Origin of the sequence: Nostoc sp. FACHB-888 (assembly GCF_014696655.1) — a bacterium.
In the GTDB taxonomy this organism is placed as follows: Bacteria; Cyanobacteriota; Cyanobacteriia; order Cyanobacteriales; family Nostocaceae; genus Nostoc.
Window position 1 is genome coordinate 113,376 of the sequence record NZ_JACJQM010000001.1, and the last position, 20,315, is coordinate 133,690.

Here is a 20,315-nt window from a genome sequence, read left to right on the forward strand (position 1 = left end):
TACGACTTTCCCTCCCCTTGCCCCCTGCTCTTAAAGCAATAGGATATTTTTTATTTAGAATTCCCTTACTCGCCCCAAGCGAGAGTGCGTTTCACTGCCTTTTGCCAAATAGCAAAGTTGGACAATGGGCGATCGCTCCTCGGCTCAAACACACGTTCAATTTGCCGTTGTTGCACGAGTGCTTCATAGTTCTCCCAAAATCCTATAGCTAAACCTGCCGCAAATGCTGCCCCCTGAACGGTCGTATCGCGCATTATCGGCCGTTCAACTGGGATACCTAATACATCAGCTTGGAACTGCATCAGAAAATTATTCTCGCAAGCACCACCATCTACGGTTAACCGACCAACTGGAGTACTGCTAGATGCATTAATTGCTTGCACCACTTCCACAACTTGATAAGCGATCGCTTCCAATACGGCGCGTACTAGATGCTCTGGTTGTACACTGGCGGTAATGCCGAAAAAGGCTCCCCTAGCACTCATATCCCAATAGGGTGCGCCTAGCCCACTAAATGCAGGCACAAAGTAGACTCCGCCATTATCTGTTACTTGATTTGCCATCGCTTCACTTTCAGCAGCAGTTTTAATCAGCTTCAGGCGATCGCGTAACCATTGAATACAAGCTCCACTCGTAAACATACTCCCTTCTAAGGCATAGCCTACATCTAAAGTTCCCCTGGAATTTGCTTGTGTCCATGCCACCGTGGATATAAGTTGATGGTGCGATCGCACAATTTGCTCGCCTGTGTGAGCTACTAAAAAGCTACCAGTTCCGTAAGTACATTTCACCAAGCCAAGGCGATGTCTACGACGGGCTACGCCTACGCAGCCATGACCAAATAGAGCAGCTTGCTGATCTCCCAAGATGGCAGTAATAGGAATTTCAGCGCCCAACAAAGTAGCATCAGTAACTCCAAATACTCCTAAACTAGGCTGAATCTGGGGCAAAATATGCGCCGGAATCTGAAATAGTTCTAGTAATTTCTCATCCCACTCACAGGTTTTGAGATTCATCAACATTGTCCGGCTGGCGTTGGTGTGGTCAGTAGCATGGACTTTCCCACCTGTGAGGTTCCACAGCACCCAGGTATCAATAGTACCTACTAAAATATTGTTCAGGTCAACATTTGTAAACTTGTCTAATAGCCACCTGAGCTTGGTAGCAGAAAAGTAGGCATCGATAATTAATCCGGTGCGATCATAAATTTCATTAGCATAACCTTGCTCTTGTAATTGGTGGCAAAGGGGAGCAGTGCGGCGATCTTGCCAGACAATCGCTCTATGGAGTGGTTTACCAGTGGTTTTGTCCCAAATCAAACAGGTTTCACGCTGTACAGTTAGCCCCAAGGCTGCGATCGCTGATTGAGCAATCTGGGCATTATTAATGGCGGTTTGCATCACCAAACACGTATCTTCCCAGATTTGTTGAGGGTCATGTTCTAACCATCCGGGTTGAGGATAATACTGAGTTAGTTCTTTGTATGCCTGCCCAACAATCTTGCCGTGTGCGTTAAACACAAAAGCGCGGTTGCCTGTGGTACCTAAGTCCAGTGCTAAAATGTAGCCTGATGATGGAGTTGTGTTGCCAAGTGTGTGCATAGCTGGTTTGACATGCTGCGATCGCGATTTTAGCAATACACGTCAAATTAGATATACATTATTTTGGGTACATTTTAAATTCTGCGATACCTACGGCGGGTTACACCTACGCGTCGCCTCTTTGCGAGATCAGAAGATAAGAATGAGGTGACATTTTCTCATGGGATACCCATAAGTAATTAATCAAAATCTTTTAATATCATGTGTTTATTTAAGTCAAAACTGATTTTACCTTCCTCTTGTAATTTACCAAGCAATCGTGTAATTGTTACCCTGGTAGTGCAGCAAGCGCTAGCAATATCTTCGTGAGTAAAGCGAACATTTAGGCGAGTTCCCGCCGCCACAGTTTCACCAACTTCCTGTTTCAAAAGTTGTAATAGATGATGTAAACGCTCTTGTACTCGTCGTCTTCCACAAATGGCTAAAAAAGATTCTGTTTGCCGTAAGCGTTGATTAATTTTTGGTAAAAGGATATGGCTTAGGTTGGGGGAAGCAGCTATCTCTGCTGCGTAAATTGACACTAAATCAACATCAGAGAGGGCTGTGGCTTGGTAAATGTTTAGAGATGTCAAACTAGAGCCAAAAACCATTCCTGCTGTTGCCAATCCTATTAAAACTTCTTCACCCGTTTCACAATAGGTGCTAAGTTTGACCAAACCCTGACAAACATACAAAATTACTAATGGGTTAAGGGGGATAGTTTCTCCTTTAGAATATTTATGTACGGGACGATCATAGGAGAGGTCGCTATCATTTTTGACTACTGCTGATTCTACTCGCTTCCGTTCAGCAATATTGCGTAATACCCAGCGTAGAGAAGTTACCTTACCCTGTGGATTGCGGGCAACTGCCACTGTCAAAGCTGCATCAAAGAACTCACCATGATGCTGTTGCAAACGTATCAATAGCTCTTTAACTCTGTCTGATTGAGATAGTTGGATGAGTTCGCTACGAAGGTGCTGACGTTCTTCTATAGGGACGAAGTTAATCATGGGTTTGCCCACCAGAAATTGCTTTGAAACATTCAGCAATTTAGCTGCGGTGAAGTTAGCTTCTTGAATGATTCCTTCTCTATTAGTCACTAAATAGGCGTCAGGCGCAAACTCGAATAATTCTTTATAATATTGGCGTTCTGTTTCTAAGCAATTCCGTGTTTGTATTAGTTCCTCATTTTGCTGATGGAGTTCTTCTGCTGCTAACTGCACTACTTTTGAGGTGTTATAAATTTCCTTAAAAGCTTGCGGCAGCAGATCCGGTGAAATCCAAGGTAATACGCTAGCAGTTTGGTATAAATCTGCTAAACGATTGTGCAATGTTTCTGAGCGTTGGATAAAATTTTCTATGTTCACCTTAAATTCCTGCTACTTAATTGCAGAGTTTAAGCAAAAAATCTACTAGGTAAATTATTGAATAACAATTACAGCATTTCTTGCATTGCTGAGTTCTAATTTTAACTAATCATATACTATAATTATTCAATAAAACCTATAAGAGCACGTTTATTCTAGGTTTTAGACAATTTATTATGTCTTATAGCGCCATACTTAGTCTAGTTTTGTAATTGACACGTATTGCATTTAACCTAGATGCTCAAAGCAGATTGAATCTAGGGAATTAGAGAGTGTTTATTACACTCAGATGCTTTTGTAGAAAACCTTACGGCATTTTACTAAAAATTACTTCTACCTTTAGTCAGAAGGTTCAGTAAACTCAGATAAATACGAATGTAAAATCCGCTAACCTCAGATTATGCTGATTTGTAACTCAACTTATAAGTCAGTTACAATTATGCCTAACAGAGAAATTAGATAAAACACCACAGCCAGAAAACCCCGGATTTAAAGCTTAAACCCCTATTTTTGTTTAACTTACTTTGTCATTATCCCAATGAATCATTTAGTGTTAATAATTATTGTTTCCATAATTACTTAGAATAACTGATAATCTTTTCCCTAACTTCCATCACAGGCATCAAGCTACTACTACCAAAGATATATAATACCAGTTAAGTTATTTTGTGCTTATAAATACATTTTTCTGTTAACAGAAATATCCCAATTTATTGGAAAAGTCGGGAATCTGAGCTTTTCGATTTCCACAACAAATCCATTAAGTAACTATCTGGCATAAACAAGAGTAAGACTAATGGATATTATAAGTTAAAAGCATTTGTATAGAAAATCACATAATAAGTTAATAATTATTCGCCTCTTTAGTTAGAGGATAAATTATGTAGTAAGCTGTTGTAATTTAAAAATGCGTAACAGCTTATCAACGCGCAAACTATAAGGAGTGATCGGTGAGATGTAAATACTATAGAATCTCATCTCGTCACTTCTTTTTACTTACTTCAGTTTACAGCGCTTTTAAGTAATTGAACTATACAACTCTCTACTCTCCGTTTCAATTGTGGTTTAAATACCTGAAAACTGCTGTATTAACTTAACGGATGCCATTATACTTGCTCATTGAGTGCGTTTATACTGTTTGTTTGCTTACCCTGCGTGAACCATTGATGAATTTGGCTAGCCTGACTCCTTCAAAAAAGCCACTGCATAAAAATCACCTTTCATTAAAACTTTATATAGTGTTGGTTGTAGTTCATTAAATATGCGATTTAGCAGATGATTTACTGAAAATTAGTTTTTTCACAAAGTTCAGTGTAATTCCTCATTTAAGAATAAGACAAATACAACTAAATTATTAATAGTTGTGCTGGCTTAATTGATAAATAAACGTCAATTATTCCAAGTGTATCTATTTGCAGACTCTCTATAATATTGATTCCGTAATTATACAATAACCCTTTTCTTAAAAGAAGAGTAGAGCTTAGCTTCTCCTTACCTTCTAGAAAAGGTAGCTGAAGGAGTTAGCTTTAATAACTGAATCAATCTACTAAGCTGCATTCAAATCCGAAGTATGCGTTACTAGTCTATTCATCTGCAAATCGCTGTAATCAGGTTTTCTTTAACAGCGAGGTGATTTATCTTGGAAAATCAAGATTTTATTTCCAACTGAGAACAAATACAACTTCTTGAAGCTTTAAACATTTATTAATCAATTTGAAAAATTCCCATGCGACAATATATTTTTAATCTGCTCATACTGGCATTAGGAACAAGCTCGGCTTTCATTATTACTCCATCCCAAGCTGAAACTCCGGTAAAATCTAACAGCCAAAATCTTGATAATATTACTTCCATATCTTTAAGTTCACCTACGGCTATCCAATTGAGCGATTTTGCCAATTCTACTAATAGCAAACCACCTATCCTCTCTGAGGCAGCCAATAATTCTTCTGGTGCTAATGCCAATTTAGCTGATAATGCCAATATAACTGCAACTAAGCCGCAGCCACGGGTTCCTATATTCAGCAGAATTTTTCCCACACCTTCGATGCAGCAATAATCACGGGCTAAATATTTAGTTTATTTATTTGCGCTAATTAAAGATGTATATTGACATATAAAATACATCAGTACTTAGTAAAAATACTACCACAGGGAGAGAGAACAATTAGAATCTCTCTCACTGGTGTGGGTTGTTCTTGTTAAGTCTATATTGAACTCAACTGAGAACCTCTATATATATGAAGCATACTTTGATTTGCTTTATGCTTGCAGCTGACAGAGCAATAAACCAAACCATTGATTTGGATCTGTCCATACATGAAGAGGTGATAAACCCTGTGCAGCGAGTTGCTGCTTGAGAATATTGAGGTCAAATTTGCGGGAAATTTCGGTGAGGATAGTCTCACCTAGTGCAAAATTAACCTTGAGATTAAGAGCGCCTAATTCTACAATTTGCGATCGCAGGCTGCGTAAATGCATTTCTATTTGATGCTCACTTTCATTGTAAAACGCCCAGTGTTCAAACTGGGTGGTGTCAAAATTCCCCTCAAATCGTTGATTTAAATGCTCTAGCATATTGAGGTTAAAGGCTGCCGTCACTCCCTGACTGTCGCTATAAGCTGGTTCTAAAATCTGTTTTGGCTTTCGTAAATCTACCCCCAGCAAGAAATACTCACCTACTTGTAGGGCTTCTGTAATTTGAGAGAAGAAAACATCACACTCACTAGGTGTAAGATTACCTAAACTGCTACCAATAAAACAAACCATTCGGCTGGGTAGTTGCGTCGGTAAGAGTTTTGCAAGGGCTAATTCATAGGTTCCCGCTAAAGCATAAACTTGCAGTGAGGGATAATCTCTTAATAACTGCTTGGCGCTACTTTCTAACATACCTGCACATACATCAATTGGTAGGTAGTGCAGGGGATAGCCTAGCTGCTGGTAGGCATCTAGTAAGATGCGGGTTTTGGTAGAACTGCCACTGCCAAGTTCTACTAATTCACAAGCGCCAGTTATCTCGGCAATTTCGCCAGCATACTGCTGTAAAATCGTTGTTTCTGTGCGTGTGAGATAATATTCTGGTAAATCACAGATTTGCTCAAATAGCTCAGAACCACGGTCATCATAAAAGTAACAGGGTGGTAGAGATTTAGATGTTTGAGTTAATCCCTTCACTACATCACTCCCAGTACTAGGTGCAATTATGTGAGTTGCAGCTAGCAAACGCTGTATCTGCAAGCGTTTTTCAACGCTGTTTTGAGAAGTAACGTTCCTATTGGCAGCTTTAGATATCGACATTAAACCTCCGTATGCTTGGCGTAATAGATTACCTGTGATGGGAACCTTTACCCTAATTAGTGAAACATATAGCCATAGCTAATAAAATCATGCTTGAGCCATATTGCTCAAGCTTTAAAGGTATTTTTAGGGATTTCCAGATTCAAATGTCAATATGCCCGAACTGCCAGCCAACAGTGCTAAGTCAGGATAAGGCTAACTATAGAATATGGCTTCGTCCATATCTTAGAATAGTGCAAAACTTTTCGGGCAACATTCATAGAAGATTTGAAAAATAGACTTTTTCATACTAAACTTGCTCAATTTGCATCTCACTGTCCGCTCCCACAGTAATGATGCTATTTTCTGGAAAAGCAATCCAATTACCTATAAATAGTGGTTCGGATGCGATAATTACAGATTTTGAAAAAGCCGGAGCATCTCGTATCCAATAAAGAGATGGAGCTGGAGAGGTAGTAGCAAACCGAGAAGCTATCAGGCGATGTCCGTCACTAAAGATTACATTGATTGAGGCTTCTACTTGATAGCGCTTTGCCATCTCTAAGAGTGTTAATAATGTAGTACGTAAAGCATACTCTAGAGGTCGATGTTTGTTAATTTTACTTTGTGAAAGTAACAATGCAAAAATGTGTTCTGAGTCAGTACTGCCATTAATTTTTTCATAAAAATCTTGAGTTAAAGTGCTGCGGATTTTTCGATGTAATGTTTTGCGGAAATTTTGGATTTTTCCATCATGAATAAATAGCTGTTGTTGATGCTTAAAGGGCTGACAATTAGCAAAATCTACGGCTTGTTCGGATGTAGCACTGCGGACATAAGCAAGTACACACTTTGATTCAATGTAACGGCTGAGACTGGGTAAGTTTATGTCATTCCAAATAGGTAGGGTATTTTTGTAGGTAAAGGGTTCGATATCTTTTTGGTTATGATACCAACCCACGCCAAAACCATCTGCATTTACTACCCCAGAGCGCATTTCACGGGGTTGATAACTCTGAACTATCAATGAGTGCTCTGGTTTATATAGAAGATGCTCTAAAGAAATAGGCAAACCGAGGTAAGCAAGTAAACGGCACATGATGAATATTCCACCTTCAATTAACACAATTATTGGGCAACAGCCTTACCCGCTTTTATTCGCCATCATTAGTGGTTCCCACTTATATGGTTTTCCGTCACCTGATTCTGATTATGACTTGCGTGGGGTGCATATTTTACCAGTTGAAGAAGTGGTGGGATTAGAGACTGGGGATGAAACTATTGAAGTTTCAGAAGTTCGTGAATCTTTGGAAATTGATTTAGTAACTCATGATGTCAAAAAATTCTTTTTAATGCTACTTAAAAAGAACGGTTACGTGTTAGAACAACTATATTCACCTCTAATATTAACAACTTCACCCGAACATGAAGAATTAAAATTTATTGCTAAAGATTGTATTACTCGTCACCATTATTACCATTATATTGGTTTTGCGGCAACACAATGGAAACTTTTTAATAAAGGACAGATGTATCGGATCAAGGTATTACTTTATGTTTATCGAGTTCTCTTAACTGGCATTCATCTGATGCAAAAAGGGGAAGTTGAAGCTAATTTAATTAAGCTGGATGAGGTTTTTAATTTACCATATATTCATGATTTAATCGCTCAAAAGTTAGCAGGTACAGAAAGGTCTATTCTGTCAGATGTTAATGTAGCTTTCCATCAAATAGAATATGAACGTGTGCGTAATAAGTTGCATGAGGCATATGAATCTAGCCCATTACCCGAAACACCTTCAGCGAATGCGGCTTTGCATAATTTGCTAGTACGCCTGAGAGCTAATACTAATTTTATGTGAGGCTGCGCTTTATTCACGCAGTGGCACTAGTTTAGTTGTGTTTTTATTGGTAATAAAATTATAAATTCTGTACCTTGTTCAAATTCTGAGATTACTTCTATTTTACCGTTATGTTTGTCAATTATCTGATAACAAATACTTAAACCTAACCCAGTCCCTTTACCAACTGGTTTAGTTGTAAAAAAAGGATCAAACAGTTTATTTTTAATCTCTGGTCGAATTCCAGAACCGTTATCTATGATACCTACTTTAATGTAAACATCATCTATATTGAATGTATTTATAATAATTTTTTTACTTTTATCTGAATCAGCTTTGTGATCTAGCAAAGCATCTATGGCATTATTTAGAATATTCATAAATACCTGGTTTAGTTGTGCTGGATAACACTCAACTAATGGTAAATGTCTATAGTTTTTAATTACTTCAATCAGAAATTGAAGTTTGTGATTCAGAATTAACAGCGTATTCTCAATTCCTTCATGAATATCTACCTCTTTCATATCCCGCCAGAGTATAGCCATAACTAATTTTTTTAGAGATATCCCAATTATGGCTTAAGTTATTAACTAAGATAAAAATCCTTTTAAAATAGCGTTTTCCATTAGCTATCATTTATTTATTGACTATATTTTATAAAAAACTTCCTTGTCCAATTTTCTGATAAACTTCACGAATCATATTATAATCAGCATCATTTGCTAGAACTAATTTGCCTCCTTTATACTTTTGGTTTGCTTTAGCAGTCACCAAACTTTGAATTAGTTTATCCTGATGGTTCATCATGCGCGATCGCATATCTGCTATAAAGCTAGATGCCAACTGGTTACTAGCAACAAATATATCATTAGGAAGTAATGCTCCTTTAAATATTACAGAAAAATCTTTTTCAAGTAAGCCCTCAGATGCCAAAATATTTTTGTATCTGTCAGATGCAGTTGTCCAAGCGTCTACTTCACCTTTCTTTAAGGCTTGTACTCCTTTATCATCCAACATGACAGTTTTGAAGTCAGTTTTTGGATCTAATCCAGCATCTATCAGTAGCTTTGTGGGAGCAAGATGTCCAGAGGTTGAGCCAATTTTTCGCATGGCAATTGTTTTGCCTTTTAATTGAGATAATAATTTAATTTTGCTATCTGCACGAACTACAATAATCGAATGGTAGTTCGTGCGCTCAATAGCAATTATAGGTATAGCCTTTGCTCTAGAATTTAAAATTAAGTATTCAGAAGGTCCTGCAAATACAATATCCACTTCTCTTGATAATAGTGCTGGTGCTGCTGCTGTGGTATTTTCTACAGGAAAAAACTCAACTTTTATGCCTAGTATTTCTTCTAATGTGGCGCGAAAAAGCCCATAATCTTGTTGTAAGTCTTTAATTCCAATAACATCTGTAACTGCAAATTTGAGATTTTTTGGTGCAGTTATGGTCATCGGTTCTGAATTATTAGTAGTAGAATTTACTCCTGTTGTGCAGCCAGCAGCAAACATGAGCGAATACCAAAACAAGTTACGCCGTTTCATAAGTGTAAATGATATTACAAATGTAAAATTTTTTAACTGCTATTTAGTAATACACTTATGCAGTTTATTGCTTCCTTGTATTAATGACTTCTGTAAAATTACGTAAATAAGTTTTATTTGTAAATCCTGTTTGAAAATATTCTTGTTGCTTTCAAGACTTCCAATTTAAAAAAATATCCAATTTGTAGGATGCTTTTGATAGAAGGGGTAACACATCGCAATACGTGAACTAAAGATGGTGCATTACACTTCATTAATGTACCCTACAAATATCGGATAATTAATTTTTTGGTATTCCTTTAACTATTAATTTCTAACTGTTTTACAACTTCAAAGTCCAAACAGCAAAAGCTAAAGTACCCCAACCAGCAATTAAAGCTGCGCCGCCTAGCGGTGCGATTGCTCCTAAAGATTTAATACCGGTTAAGCTAAGGGCGTACAAGCTACCTGAGAAAATAGCAATGCCAATGAGAAACAACCATCCACTGGCGACAAGAGTAGGTTGAGGAATTTCGGTGCGACTAATTAGTATTGCTACTAGAAAAAGCGCCAGAGCATGATACATTTGGTAACGAGCGCCAGTTTCAAAAATTTCTAATGATCGCTCACTAATTTTTTCCCGCAAGGCATGGGAAGCAAAAGCACCAGCAGCAACTGACAAACCGCCTAAAATGGCAGCTACGCTCAAAAAAATCTGCGTCATTAGACCTAGCCGTAAGTTGATTATCAGTCATTAGTCATTGATCATTAGTTAATAACATAGACGCGCTAGCGGCTTCCCACAGGGTAGGACAAATGACAATTAGACATCAAAATGATATGATACGGCCCCTTCTTCGTTCACCTTAAAGTTTGCATTGAAGTCTTTAGCTTTTTCATCTAAATATTGCCTAGCATGGGCTGCGGGTAATTGTGACTGCATAGCAAAGCCTAATACAGTTATTCGCCCATGATTTTTTTGTAGCATTTCATAAAAAATCGATTGCAGGCGATCGCTAACTTGTTGATTAAGCGCTTTTTTCTCCTGTCGGCTTTGACGGTATAATCCCAATGCTAACCATGTACCCAGTGTTAGGGTAGGAACACCAAAAATTAGACCACCAACAGCAGCATTATCATCTTTATAAGTAGTACTTGGTGCAGTAAAATCATACTCATCTGTAGGTATTATGATGGCTTTACGTGTAGCACATTTTTCAAATACGGCTGTTGCTGATAGAGTTACAAACATAAATCCGAGTGTTAATAGCCAACCGGCAGCCAATTTTTCAGCAGTTTTCATAGTTCCACTTCAGATTTTAACTTTGCTAGCGATTTTAACCTGACTTTCGTAAAGGTTCTAGTATATCAATCTACTACTGGCGATATATTTGTAAGCGTTTTTTCTACGTGCTTCAGTGTTTTCTCGAGAGTAGACAGGCGCTTACGGTTCTCCTACATTCCGCACCTTCACCTATCATAAGGGAAAGCAATGGTAAGCTGTTACGCATTTAACTTGAAGATTTATATGAAGGCTGATGACTGATGACTGATAACCGTCAACAGTTAACAGTTAACGACCGTAAAGAGTGTTTATACAGTTTAGGCGCGCATCAGCTTAGTAAGCTAAGGTTTACGCAAGCGCCAAATGTTAAAAATAAAATTACAATTGCCGTTTTATAAGTAGAATAACTGAGCATTAATAGCCTGTCGGCTATTAATGCTACAATTTTCAATTACGTGTAGCTTCTAGTAGGCGGGAAAAATAAAAACGAGTCTTCGTCATCGCTTTTCGTTGCAATGAAAAGCCATTACTTTCTAAAATTTTCACCACATCAGCTTCACGATGTAAATATGCACGAGTCGCTTTACTTGGCCCGGGAAAGAAACTGCCAATTTTCTTGAGTATACTCAGAGCGCAAGTCTTCGGCGCAAAACTGAGAATTATCCGCGACTGTGCCAAAGAACAGAGATGAGAAATCATCTCATCCGCTTTTTCTTGGGGGTAGTGGATGAGAACATCCAAGCAAATAACGGTATGGTAACTACCACTCAAGGATTCCAAATCCTGCACGGCAAAAGTGGGATTTTCAGAATTTCCCAAGGTTTGCTTTGCTCTATCTTTGCCTTCTTCCACCATTTTTTCAGAGATATCGGTGGCATAGATTTTGGCACCATCTACCGCTAGGGGGATGCTGAGACTACCGACACCACACCCAGCATCGCAGATTGATAGCTCTGGTAAATTATTATCAGCCTTCAGCCAGCCGAGAACTGTATCCACGGTTTGCTGGTGTCCATTGCGGATGTCTAGTTGGACTTTATTGACTTCGCCATCGCCGTAGATTCGCTTCCAACGGTCAAACCCTGTGGAATTGAAATACTCGCGAACAATCGTTTTATCGTCGGCTGCGTTCATAAACTTTGATTTTTAGAAGTTCCCAATGTTTAAAATTATCATTGATAGGAACCCATAAGAGCGGTCTTCCAGATTTTTCTAGATATGGTGCAGAGAACTTAAGGCACACATCTGTGCATCCGTAATTATTTAAACAAGAATTGCTATATTTAATAAATTATTATCGTTTTATGGTTTTTTAAAATAATTTCTTACTCTTTAAAGATCGATTATTTTTATTACTATAAGTTGTATCAATATTTCATACCGTAGATGTATAAAATACTTTCTTAAGGTAGAATCGCAATGCGATCGCAACCTTTATGCTGTTAAAGTTTTTATGGTTTGTAACTAATAAAACTAAAGCAAACAAAAACTTTAAGTAAAATTTCTTCTGCTATCTTTAGATTTCCTATTTAGGCTTAATTATTAAATATGGCACTGAACTCGCTCACAGACAGCCCTATCGTTGCATTTACAATTCTCCTAACAGTAATCTTTACTGTACCCCCTATATTTGAGCGGCTACGGCTACCTGGATTAGTGGGGTTGTTGGTGGCAGGGATATTATTAGGACAGAATGGGCTAAAGTTATTAAATCATGAGTCTGAAACTATTAATCTGCTCTCAGAAATAGGCAAACTTTATTTGATGTTTGTAGCAGGTTTAGAAATTGACTTAGAGCAGTTTCGTAAAACTAGAAATCGTTCAATTGGATTTGGTATTTTAACATTTTTAGTTCCAATGATTGCTGGCATTGCTACAGGACGATTATTCAATTTTAGTTGGAATGCCTCCGTCCTCATTGGTTCTTTACTGGCCTCTCATACCCTCTTGGCATATCCAATTGTGAGTCGTCTGGGAGTAGTAACGAATGAAGCTGTAACCGTTACGATTGGTGCCACAATTTTTACTGACACAGGTGCTTTGCTAGTATTAGCGATTTGTGTTGGAATTCACGGAGGGGAATTCTCCGCCATGAGTTTAGCGATTTTATTGGGTGGATTAGCAATTTACACTGCTGTTGTCCTGTTTGGCTTTGACTGGGCAGGAAAAGAATTTTTTCGCCGCTCTGGGGATGAACAAAGTAACCAGTTTTTGTTTATCTTACTAGCATTATTTTTGGCATCTGTCGGAGCGCAGGTAATTGGAGTTGAAAAAATTGTTGGTGCCTTTTTAGCAGGTTTAGCTGTCAACGACGTTCTGGGACGTAGCCCAGTCAGAGAGAAAATCGAATTTATTGGTAGTGCTTTATTTATCCCTTGTTTCTTTGTGGACATGGGATTATTGATTAATATTCCTGCATTTATCAAAACCCTCAGTTCAATTTGGCTGACTCTGGTAATTGTAATAGCTTTGATTGGCAGCAAATTTATAGCAGCATTCTTAGCCAAATTATTGTATCGCTACAATACGGCAGAATTGCTAACGATGTGGTCATTGTCGCTACCACAGGTGGCAGCCACACTAGCAGCAACCTTGGTTGCTTATCAAACGGTAAATCCTGCTGGTGAGCGCTTAATCAGTGAAGCTGTTTTAAACAGTGTGATTGTGCTTATGCTGGTAACTGCAATTCTGGGTCCCATAATAACAGCACGATTTGCTCCTTCACTACAGCTTTCTCAGACAGATTTTGAAACAGATAGTTTGACAACTTGGTGGCAAGGTAATGAAGATGAGCAAACAGAGAAAAATCAATATCCATTTACTGTACTAGTGCCAATATACAACCCCCAAACCCAGCGCTATTTAATCGAAATGGCAGCACTACTGGTTAGTCATGAATCTGGAAGGATTGTGCCATTAGCTATTACTAAAGCACATATTCAGATGGATGATCCGCAATTAGTTACAGCGCTCAATCAAAGCCGGGAAAGATTGAATTTAGCCAAAGAAATCAGTCAAGAATTTGAGGTGGAAGTATCACCAGCAATTCGGATTGATGATGATGCAGCTTTAGGGATTAGCCGCACCAGCCGAGAACAAAACGCTAGTTTAGTAGTGATGGGTTGGTCGCAGACAACAGGTTTACGTGCCCGTTTATTTGGTAGTGTAATTGATAGCGTTTTCTGGTCTTCTCATTGTCCAGTAGCAGTAACACGCCTCTTAAGTAGTCCTAAGACAATTCAAAGAATTCTTGTACCAGTTGGAGACTTAACGCGGCAAACTATAGGCGCTTTGAGATTTGCCCAGATTTTGGCTGATGTTAATCAGGCAGAAGTAGTGCTGTTACACGTATCCGATCGCAAAACACCACCGGCTCGGGTAGAAAACTTTGTATCTCAATTGTCTGATATTACCTCTAAAGGCCAATTACGGGTGAATACGAATATTCAAACAATCAGGGGTGATGATATTGCTAGAACCATAATTCGGGAAGCTCAGGCATTTGATTTAGCAGTGTTACGTTCCGTTCGTTATCGCACAGCAGGTGGATTAGCCGTCAGCCAAGTGACAACGCAGTTACTTCGAGAATTGACGTGCTCAATCGTCTTGCTTGGAGAACCTAACTCGTGATGTACGAGTCAACACCAGCAAAAAGGGAAAGTAAAAATACTTGCGATCGCTTTTGCGTCAGTGATGGGAATCGACAAGAGCGATTCATGTTCTCTACGAGTTTTACGAAGGTAAATATTGAATACGATTGCTTAATTCTTCAAGATAGGCGGTTTTAGCAATACATAATATGTACTTAAGAACCATAAAACTCAGTAGCAATACTGGGTTTTTTATTATATGAAGCCAAAAATAAAGTCTTTTTGAACTAAGGCTGGTATTATAGACAACTTTATAATTCAGTGTTTAGATTAGTGAAAGGCTTTTCACTGGGAGCATCTGATTTTACATGGATAGCAAACGGTAAATTCCCATCATTAGCGACTGATTCCTACCATTTTGTTTTCCAAGCATTGATTAATATGAAACATCTATTTTCGACTTCAGCAGTAACCTCCTTTTTGGCTGCTACTGCTGTTGTGATATCGTCTTCTGCTTTTGCCCCTGCTAATGCCGCTTCGATGAATTTCACTATTAATGACTTCACCGGTGCGGATACTCAGGTGAAGTTTACATTGGATGACGCAATAGAAGGGCCTGGCAAAGTTCAGTTTAAAGTAGATTATTTATCGACTGGCAACAACAAAATTGCTGACATCCGCGGTGTTTTCTTCAACATTTTGGATGACTCACTCCTTAGTGGTCTCCAAGTAGTGGGTACAGATGTAACAGCTAAAAAATTTGGCCCTGCTGGAACAGTTGACTCTGTGGGCGACAGTAACAACAATCTCAATGGCAATGGTAAGGAGACGAACTTCTTTGATGCTGGGGTACAAATTGGTCAAGAAGGTATAGGTCAAGGAAAAGGCGATATCCAATCTACCATCTTTACCCTATCCCATAGTTCCCAAGCTTTAACATTGACTCAGTTTTCTCAGCAAAACTTTGGAGTGCGCCTAATGAGTATCGGTTCTGGAACCAAGCGTGAAGGAAGTAGCAAACTTAAAGGACAAGCACCTTACTACACTCCCCCGAAACCACCAACTCAAAAAGTACCTGAGCCTACTACAGTAGCTGCCCTTGGCCTATTTGCTCTGGGTGCGCTGAAAGTAACGAAGAAAAAGGCTCTAGTGCCAGCTTCAATTACAGTTTCGTAGAAGCTTTATTGGGACACACCAAATGCACTCTTTAAAAGAATATACGGTTAACTCATATTGTTCTCTATTGGCATTGGGTGTGTCTCCCTTAATCCTATAAAATTTGTTGATTAATCAGAAATTAAAACATAATATAACTGATTTATTGAGAAACTTGGTGCAAATATCATCTAAGTCAAAAGTTCAGATTTCATTGTGAACTAACCTTTATTTATACAAATCTATTTAAGTATTTCAGAAGATAAAGTCAAAACAGCATAAGTCCGTTAGAATCAGTGGCAAAGTTCTAAAATCAAGAAGTATTAAATCAATTTGAGGACGTTATGGCTGCAAAAGTAGAAATTTACACTTGGAGGACTTGCCCATTTTGCATCCGTGCCAAAAGTTTGCTGAAGAACAAGGGAGTTGAATTTATCGAATACAGCATTGATGGAGATGAGGTAGCCAGAAATAAAATGGCTCAAAGAGCAAATGGACGCCGTTCTTTACCGCAAATTTTCATCAATGATGACCATATAGGTGGTTGTGATGATATCCACGCTTTAGATAGTCAAGGCAAGCTGGATGAGCTACTAAGTTCTAACTAATAGCGTCTAGGTTGAGAATGTTTTGCGATCGCTAGCGACAAGCCGCTGCAAATTACACGGCAGTCGCTACAATTCTGGAAGGGAGAGCAATGCGCTGCCTTGTTTACGAACTTCTTCTCACAAAAGCGATATCTGTCCACAAGGCTTTACCCTCCAGTTTTTACTCAGTAGTACACATATACGTCAATTGGTGAGAGCATCAAGAGATAATAATTGAATAACCATTTAATTTCTTGGTGATTGAGGTATAAAGGGTGAAACTGGCTTTTATCATTGATCCCATCCATCTGCTTGACCCGTGTCATGATACCAGTGTTGCCCTGATTGAAGCAGCGCAAATTATGGGACACGAAGTTTGGGTAACTCAGGCAAATCTGCTGAGTGTGGTGGAGAGCAAAGCTTGGGCTGTCCTACAGCGAGTCGAACTTGTACCAGTGCAGTTGGTGGAGGGACGCTGGGTAGCGGCGAATCCTTGGTATAAGTTGAGTGATTCTTCCTTAACTTCTTTAGAGACAATGGACGCCGTATTTATGCGGACAGATCCACCTGTCAATGATTCTTACCTCTATGCCACCTACATTCTGGATTACATTGACCAAAATAAAACCCTACTGATTAACAGTCCTAGCGGCATCCGAGGGGCAAATGAAAAAATGTATGCCCTCCAGTTTATCAAGGCGATTCCAGAAACGATTGTCAGTGCCAATAAAGAGTTTATCCGGAAATTTGTTGAAACAAAGGGATCTGCGGTTCTCAAACCACTGGGTAACAAAGCTGGGGAAGGAATTTTGTTTTTGCAATCAGGCGATCGCAATTTTAACTCTATTGTCGAACTCAGCACCCTCCAAGGTCGAGTGCCAGTAATGGTACAAACTTATTTACCGGAGGCAAAAGAAGGAGATAAGCGAATTATCCTGCTCAATGGGGAACCAATTGGTGCGCTCAATCGCCTCTCTAGCGGAACTGATTTTCGCAATAATATGGCAACTGGTGGTACCGTCGCTCAAACCGAAATTACCCCAAGAGAGTATGAAATCTCTACCCAATTGGCCGAACGTTTACGTCAAGATGGCTTAATTTTCGTGGGTATTGATATTATTGGTGGCTACCTCACTGAAGTTAACGTCACTAGTCCTACCGGAATTCGTGAGATTGATCGCCTAGATGGAACTCACCTTGGTCATCAGGTTATTCAATGGATTGAACAGAAACTCAAAAGCAAAAAATAATTTACGTCTATTTTTTGATTCGTATTCTATTTTCCAGAAAACAGACTTCCTTCGGACGCTTGCGTAGGTAACTCGCCTACGCAACTTACTTTAAGTAAATATATTTATTTATACCGAATATAAACTTAATAGATCGCGGGGGTAGATGTAGCGATGTCATATCTATGACGGGATATTCAGTGTCCCATCTCTAGTCGGGCAGGTTTTCCGGTTTTTTTGTTTCAAAAATACAGCTGGACATATGAGCCAGCAGACTCCTGCCCAAGTTCATTCTATTTCTATAAAGTAGCGTTAACGAGTTTTTTAGCCATTAGCAAAATTGGGGATGGCAATAGATTGCTTACCCCTGCCCTTAGTAGAACCCTGAAACTAGCAGATTTTATCCAGCACTCAGCTTAACTTGAGACTGCTAATTTAATCTAAAATCTCAAATCCAAAATCTTTTAATTCCGTGGTGTTCGTCGGTTTCTCAGGAAATCAGGTATATCCAATCCAGGTTTTTCTTTTGGTTCTGGAATTGGAGTTGGGCTTGGACTTGGAGTCGGAGCTGAGGTTGGGGGATTAACTGTCGGTTGCTGTGTTGTTGGTCGCTTCGAGGTATTAGGTGCTACTCTAACGTTAGCCACGCTTTGTTGTTGCACAGCTTGCACTTCACCTGTAAATCCGGTAGCAATTACAGTAATTCTTACCTCACCTTGAAGCCTATCATCAATTACAGCCCCAAAAATAATATTGGCGTTGGGATCAACTACTTCATAGATTGCTTCTGCGGCTGCATTAACTTCATGCAAAGTCAGGTCAGTACCACCTGTAATATTAAAGACAACCCCTCTCGCACCTTCAATAGAACATTCGAGTAATGGTGAAGAAATAGCTGCGATCGCAGCTTCTCTAGCTCTAGATTTTCCAGAGCTAACGCCAATTCCCATCAATGCTGATCCTGCATCTGCCATTACAGCTCGAACATCAGCAAAGTCAACGTTTACCAAGCCGGGGATCGTGATGATATCAGAAATACCCTGCACCCCTTGACGCAACACATCATCTGCATAGCGAAAAGCTTCTTGCACAGGCGTTTGTTCGGGGATCACTTCCAACAGTTTGTTGTTGGGAATAATGATCAGTGTATCTACTCTACTCTTTAGTCCTTGAATACCTTCTTCCGCTTGGCTGGTGCGGCGGCGTCCCTCAAAAACAAATGGGCGTGTGACTACACCAACAGTAAGAGCGCCCATTTCTTTTGCGACTTCTGCCACAATCGGAGCTGCACCTGTCCCAGTGCCACCACCCATACCAGCAGTGATAAATACTAGGTCTGCACCCTCTAAAGCTGTAGCAATTTCGTCTCGTGATTCCTCAGCTGCCTTTTGACCGATGGCAGGATTACCACCTGCTCCTAAACCCCGGGTTAGCTTCTGTCCAATTTGCAATCTACTGGGAGCGCCAGCTAAGGTAAGAGCTTGGGCATCAGTGTTAATTGACCAAAACTCTACGCCAGAGACATCAGATTCGATCATACGGTTAACGGCATTGCCACCGCCGCCGCCTACACCAATCACTTTGATGTTGGCAACCCGGCCAGGAACAATCTCGCCAATTCGGCTATTTTCCGCAGAAACTTTCTTATTCTCGTGATTTTGTCCGAAGTTTAACCCAGAGTTATTAAAGGGATTAGTCGAGTTAACTGCCAGAGAAAACCCCGGCTGTCCCGTAGATTGGGAATTCTTATAGGTGAGTCCTTGGTTATTATCAAGTGTCATTGGATTTGTGAAAGGGTAGATAAACGACTTTTTCAGGTGTTATTCACCTAAGAGTCAACTATAGTTTGACACTGCCACGATACTATGGCACTGTTCTTTCTTGTTTTCACTACTGCCAAGCCTAACAGAATTGACAGTGCGAAAATTTGCTATGGGATAAGCTTTTAACACAGCCGATCGCACAGCCAATTCCAGAGAAGTATACCTATATTTATCCAAAAGTGACCTGTATAACTTCAACCAGACATTAATCTCTTCATTATTTTCAGCAGAAGGCATAAATTGTAAAGATACACTACAGCGCATCTTATCTGCCTCAATAATATTGTTAATAGATTTCACCATTGGAGATAATTGCAACTTTAGGCACAGAATTTACCTTATACTTACTTATCCTTAAGGTTTAAGTAAGCAAGAAATTACTTGTCAGACTATACCCGATTAATTTGTTGTTTGGGCGGTCTTAATGGACACTTTGTTGCAGCAATAATCTATCTTACGAGAACCTTCGCTAATGTGGTCAACAAATCAAGATTTTCCCATAGGTTTCGTAATCTAATAGGAATTACGGCAGAGAACAGTTCAAATTGATTGCCCAAAAGCAATACTTACGTAACCTCAAACGGTATTTTTAGTTACAGATAAAAACTCCGGTAAACTGTCTTTGGAAGTATCCTCGACAAACCAAAGTTAGAGCATTTTGGCTCTGCACTGGGATAGTAGTGCAAACCTTTTTTATCAATATACTTTGCTCATGAGTCAAATCTTAATAGAAAACTCAAGCATTTTTCTCTTTTTGCACTGGCTTTAGTCAAATAATCTATGCACAGAAGCATTTTTCACGCCATAGACCATCATTAGACTGTCCTACAGCTACCCTACTATTAGTTAGATGTTAGGGTCACAATTGAGAGTGTTTTATTCGCAATGGAGATTTTATGATTGCTCTTCTCATTTTAATTAGAAGTTAATGCCTATTTTCGGGTGGTTTGCGAGAAAACTGAAAATAATAAATATATTTATCAGCATAAAGCTTCTTAATTTACTAGGAGCTATCAATATATTAAACACGCTAGTACCGCACGGCGGAAGTCAAA

General features: G+C 39.2%; 17 protein-coding genes. 5 read left to right on the forward strand and 12 right to left on the reverse strand.

Features of this window, described 5'->3' with window-relative positions:
• Positions 1-65 precede the first annotated feature (65 nt).
• The 5 genes from glpK to egtC all read right to left on the reverse strand — a co-directional run bounded on the left by glpK (position 66) and on the right by egtC (position 7,325).
• Positions 66-1,601 (reverse strand): glycerol kinase GlpK, encoded by a 1,536-nt coding sequence (glpK, locus tag H6G26_RS00455; RefSeq protein WP_190727386.1) that lies wholly within the window; start codon positions 1,599-1,601, stop codon positions 66-68.
• Between the two features lie 179 nt (positions 1,602-1,780).
• Positions 1,781-2,950, reverse strand: a complete 1,170-nt coding sequence (locus tag H6G26_RS00460; RefSeq protein WP_190727387.1) for a PAS domain S-box protein — start codon at positions 2,948-2,950, stop codon at positions 1,781-1,783.
• Positions 2,951-4,654: 1,704 nt separating this feature from the next.
• Complete coding sequence (locus H6G26_RS00465) at positions 4,655-4,990, reverse strand: hypothetical protein (RefSeq protein WP_190727388.1); 336 nt, start codon at positions 4,988-4,990, stop codon at positions 4,655-4,657.
• A gap of 222 nt (positions 4,991-5,212) precedes the next feature.
• Complete coding sequence (gene egtD / locus H6G26_RS00470; protein WP_190727389.1) at positions 5,213-6,247, reverse strand: L-histidine N(alpha)-methyltransferase; 1,035 nt, start codon at positions 6,245-6,247, stop codon at positions 5,213-5,215.
• A gap of 289 nt (positions 6,248-6,536) precedes the next feature.
• A complete protein-coding gene (egtC, locus tag H6G26_RS00475) occupies positions 6,537-7,325 on the reverse strand; it encodes an ergothioneine biosynthesis protein EgtC (RefSeq protein ID WP_190727390.1) in 789 nt (262 codons plus the stop codon).
• Here egtC and H6G26_RS00480 point away from each other — a divergent pair.
• Positions 7,324-8,088 (forward strand): nucleotidyltransferase domain-containing protein, encoded by a 765-nt coding sequence (locus H6G26_RS00480; protein ID WP_199326577.1) that lies wholly within the window; start codon positions 7,324-7,326, stop codon positions 8,086-8,088. The two genes, egtC and H6G26_RS00480, sit on opposite strands and share 2 nt — an antisense overlap.
• Before the next feature lie 26 nt (positions 8,089-8,114).
• Here H6G26_RS00480 and H6G26_RS00485 read toward each other — a convergent pair whose 3' ends face one another.
• From H6G26_RS00485 to bchM, 5 genes are all read right to left on the reverse strand, one after another.
• Entirely contained in the window at positions 8,115-8,612 is a 498-nt protein-coding gene (locus tag H6G26_RS00485; RefSeq protein WP_190727391.1) for an ATP-binding protein, read from the reverse strand.
• Positions 8,613-8,721: 109 nt separating this feature from the next.
• Positions 8,722-9,612: a phosphate/phosphite/phosphonate ABC transporter substrate-binding protein gene (phnD, locus tag H6G26_RS00490; protein WP_190727392.1), complete on the reverse strand. Its 891-nt coding sequence runs from the start codon at positions 9,610-9,612 to the stop codon at positions 8,722-8,724.
• Between the two features lie 322 nt (positions 9,613-9,934).
• The gene (locus H6G26_RS00495; protein ID WP_190727393.1) at positions 9,935-10,315 is read right to left on the reverse strand and encodes a DUF423 domain-containing protein; all 381 of its coding nucleotides are present in this window, start codon (positions 10,313-10,315) and stop codon (positions 9,935-9,937) included.
• Positions 10,316-10,414: 99 nt separating this feature from the next.
• On the reverse strand, positions 10,415-10,894 hold the full coding sequence (locus tag H6G26_RS00500) for a hypothetical protein (protein ID WP_190727394.1): 480 nt from the start codon (positions 10,892-10,894) through the stop codon (positions 10,415-10,417).
• 429 nt (positions 10,895-11,323) lie between these two features.
• On the reverse strand, positions 11,324-12,010 hold the full coding sequence (gene bchM / locus H6G26_RS00505) for a magnesium protoporphyrin IX methyltransferase (RefSeq protein ID WP_190727395.1): 687 nt from the start codon (positions 12,008-12,010) through the stop codon (positions 11,324-11,326).
• Between the two features lie 414 nt (positions 12,011-12,424).
• Here bchM and H6G26_RS00510 point away from each other — a divergent pair, with 414 nt between their 5' ends.
• From H6G26_RS00510 to gshB, 4 genes are all read left to right on the forward strand, one after another.
• Entirely contained in the window at positions 12,425-14,506 is a 2,082-nt protein-coding gene (locus tag H6G26_RS00510) for a cation:proton antiporter (RefSeq protein ID WP_190727396.1), read from the forward strand.
• A 401-nt stretch (positions 14,507-14,907) separates the two neighbouring features.
• Entirely contained in the window at positions 14,908-15,642 is a 735-nt protein-coding gene (locus H6G26_RS00515) for a PEP-CTERM sorting domain-containing protein (protein ID WP_190727397.1), read from the forward strand.
• A gap of 323 nt (positions 15,643-15,965) precedes the next feature.
• Positions 15,966-16,229, forward strand: coding sequence for a glutaredoxin 3 (grxC, locus tag H6G26_RS00520; RefSeq protein ID WP_190727398.1), 264 nt, complete (start codon positions 15,966-15,968; stop codon positions 16,227-16,229).
• 254 nt (positions 16,230-16,483) lie between these two features.
• Positions 16,484-17,458, forward strand: a complete 975-nt coding sequence (gshB, locus tag H6G26_RS00525; protein WP_190727399.1) for a glutathione synthase — start codon at positions 16,484-16,486, stop codon at positions 17,456-17,458.
• A 443-nt stretch (positions 17,459-17,901) separates the two neighbouring features.
• Here gshB and ftsZ read toward each other — a convergent pair whose 3' ends face one another.
• Together ftsZ and H6G26_RS00535 are read right to left on the reverse strand one after the other, a co-directional pair.
• Positions 17,902-19,218 carry a cell division protein FtsZ gene (gene ftsZ / locus H6G26_RS00530; protein ID WP_190727400.1) on the reverse strand — a complete coding sequence of 439 codons (1,317 nt, stop codon included), beginning with the start codon at positions 19,216-19,218 and terminating at the stop codon, positions 17,902-17,904.
• 54 nt (positions 19,219-19,272) lie between these two features.
• The gene (locus H6G26_RS00535) at positions 19,273-19,563 is read right to left on the reverse strand and encodes a hypothetical protein (RefSeq protein WP_229561209.1); all 291 of its coding nucleotides are present in this window, start codon (positions 19,561-19,563) and stop codon (positions 19,273-19,275) included.
• Between the last annotated feature and the right edge of the window lie 752 nt (positions 19,564-20,315).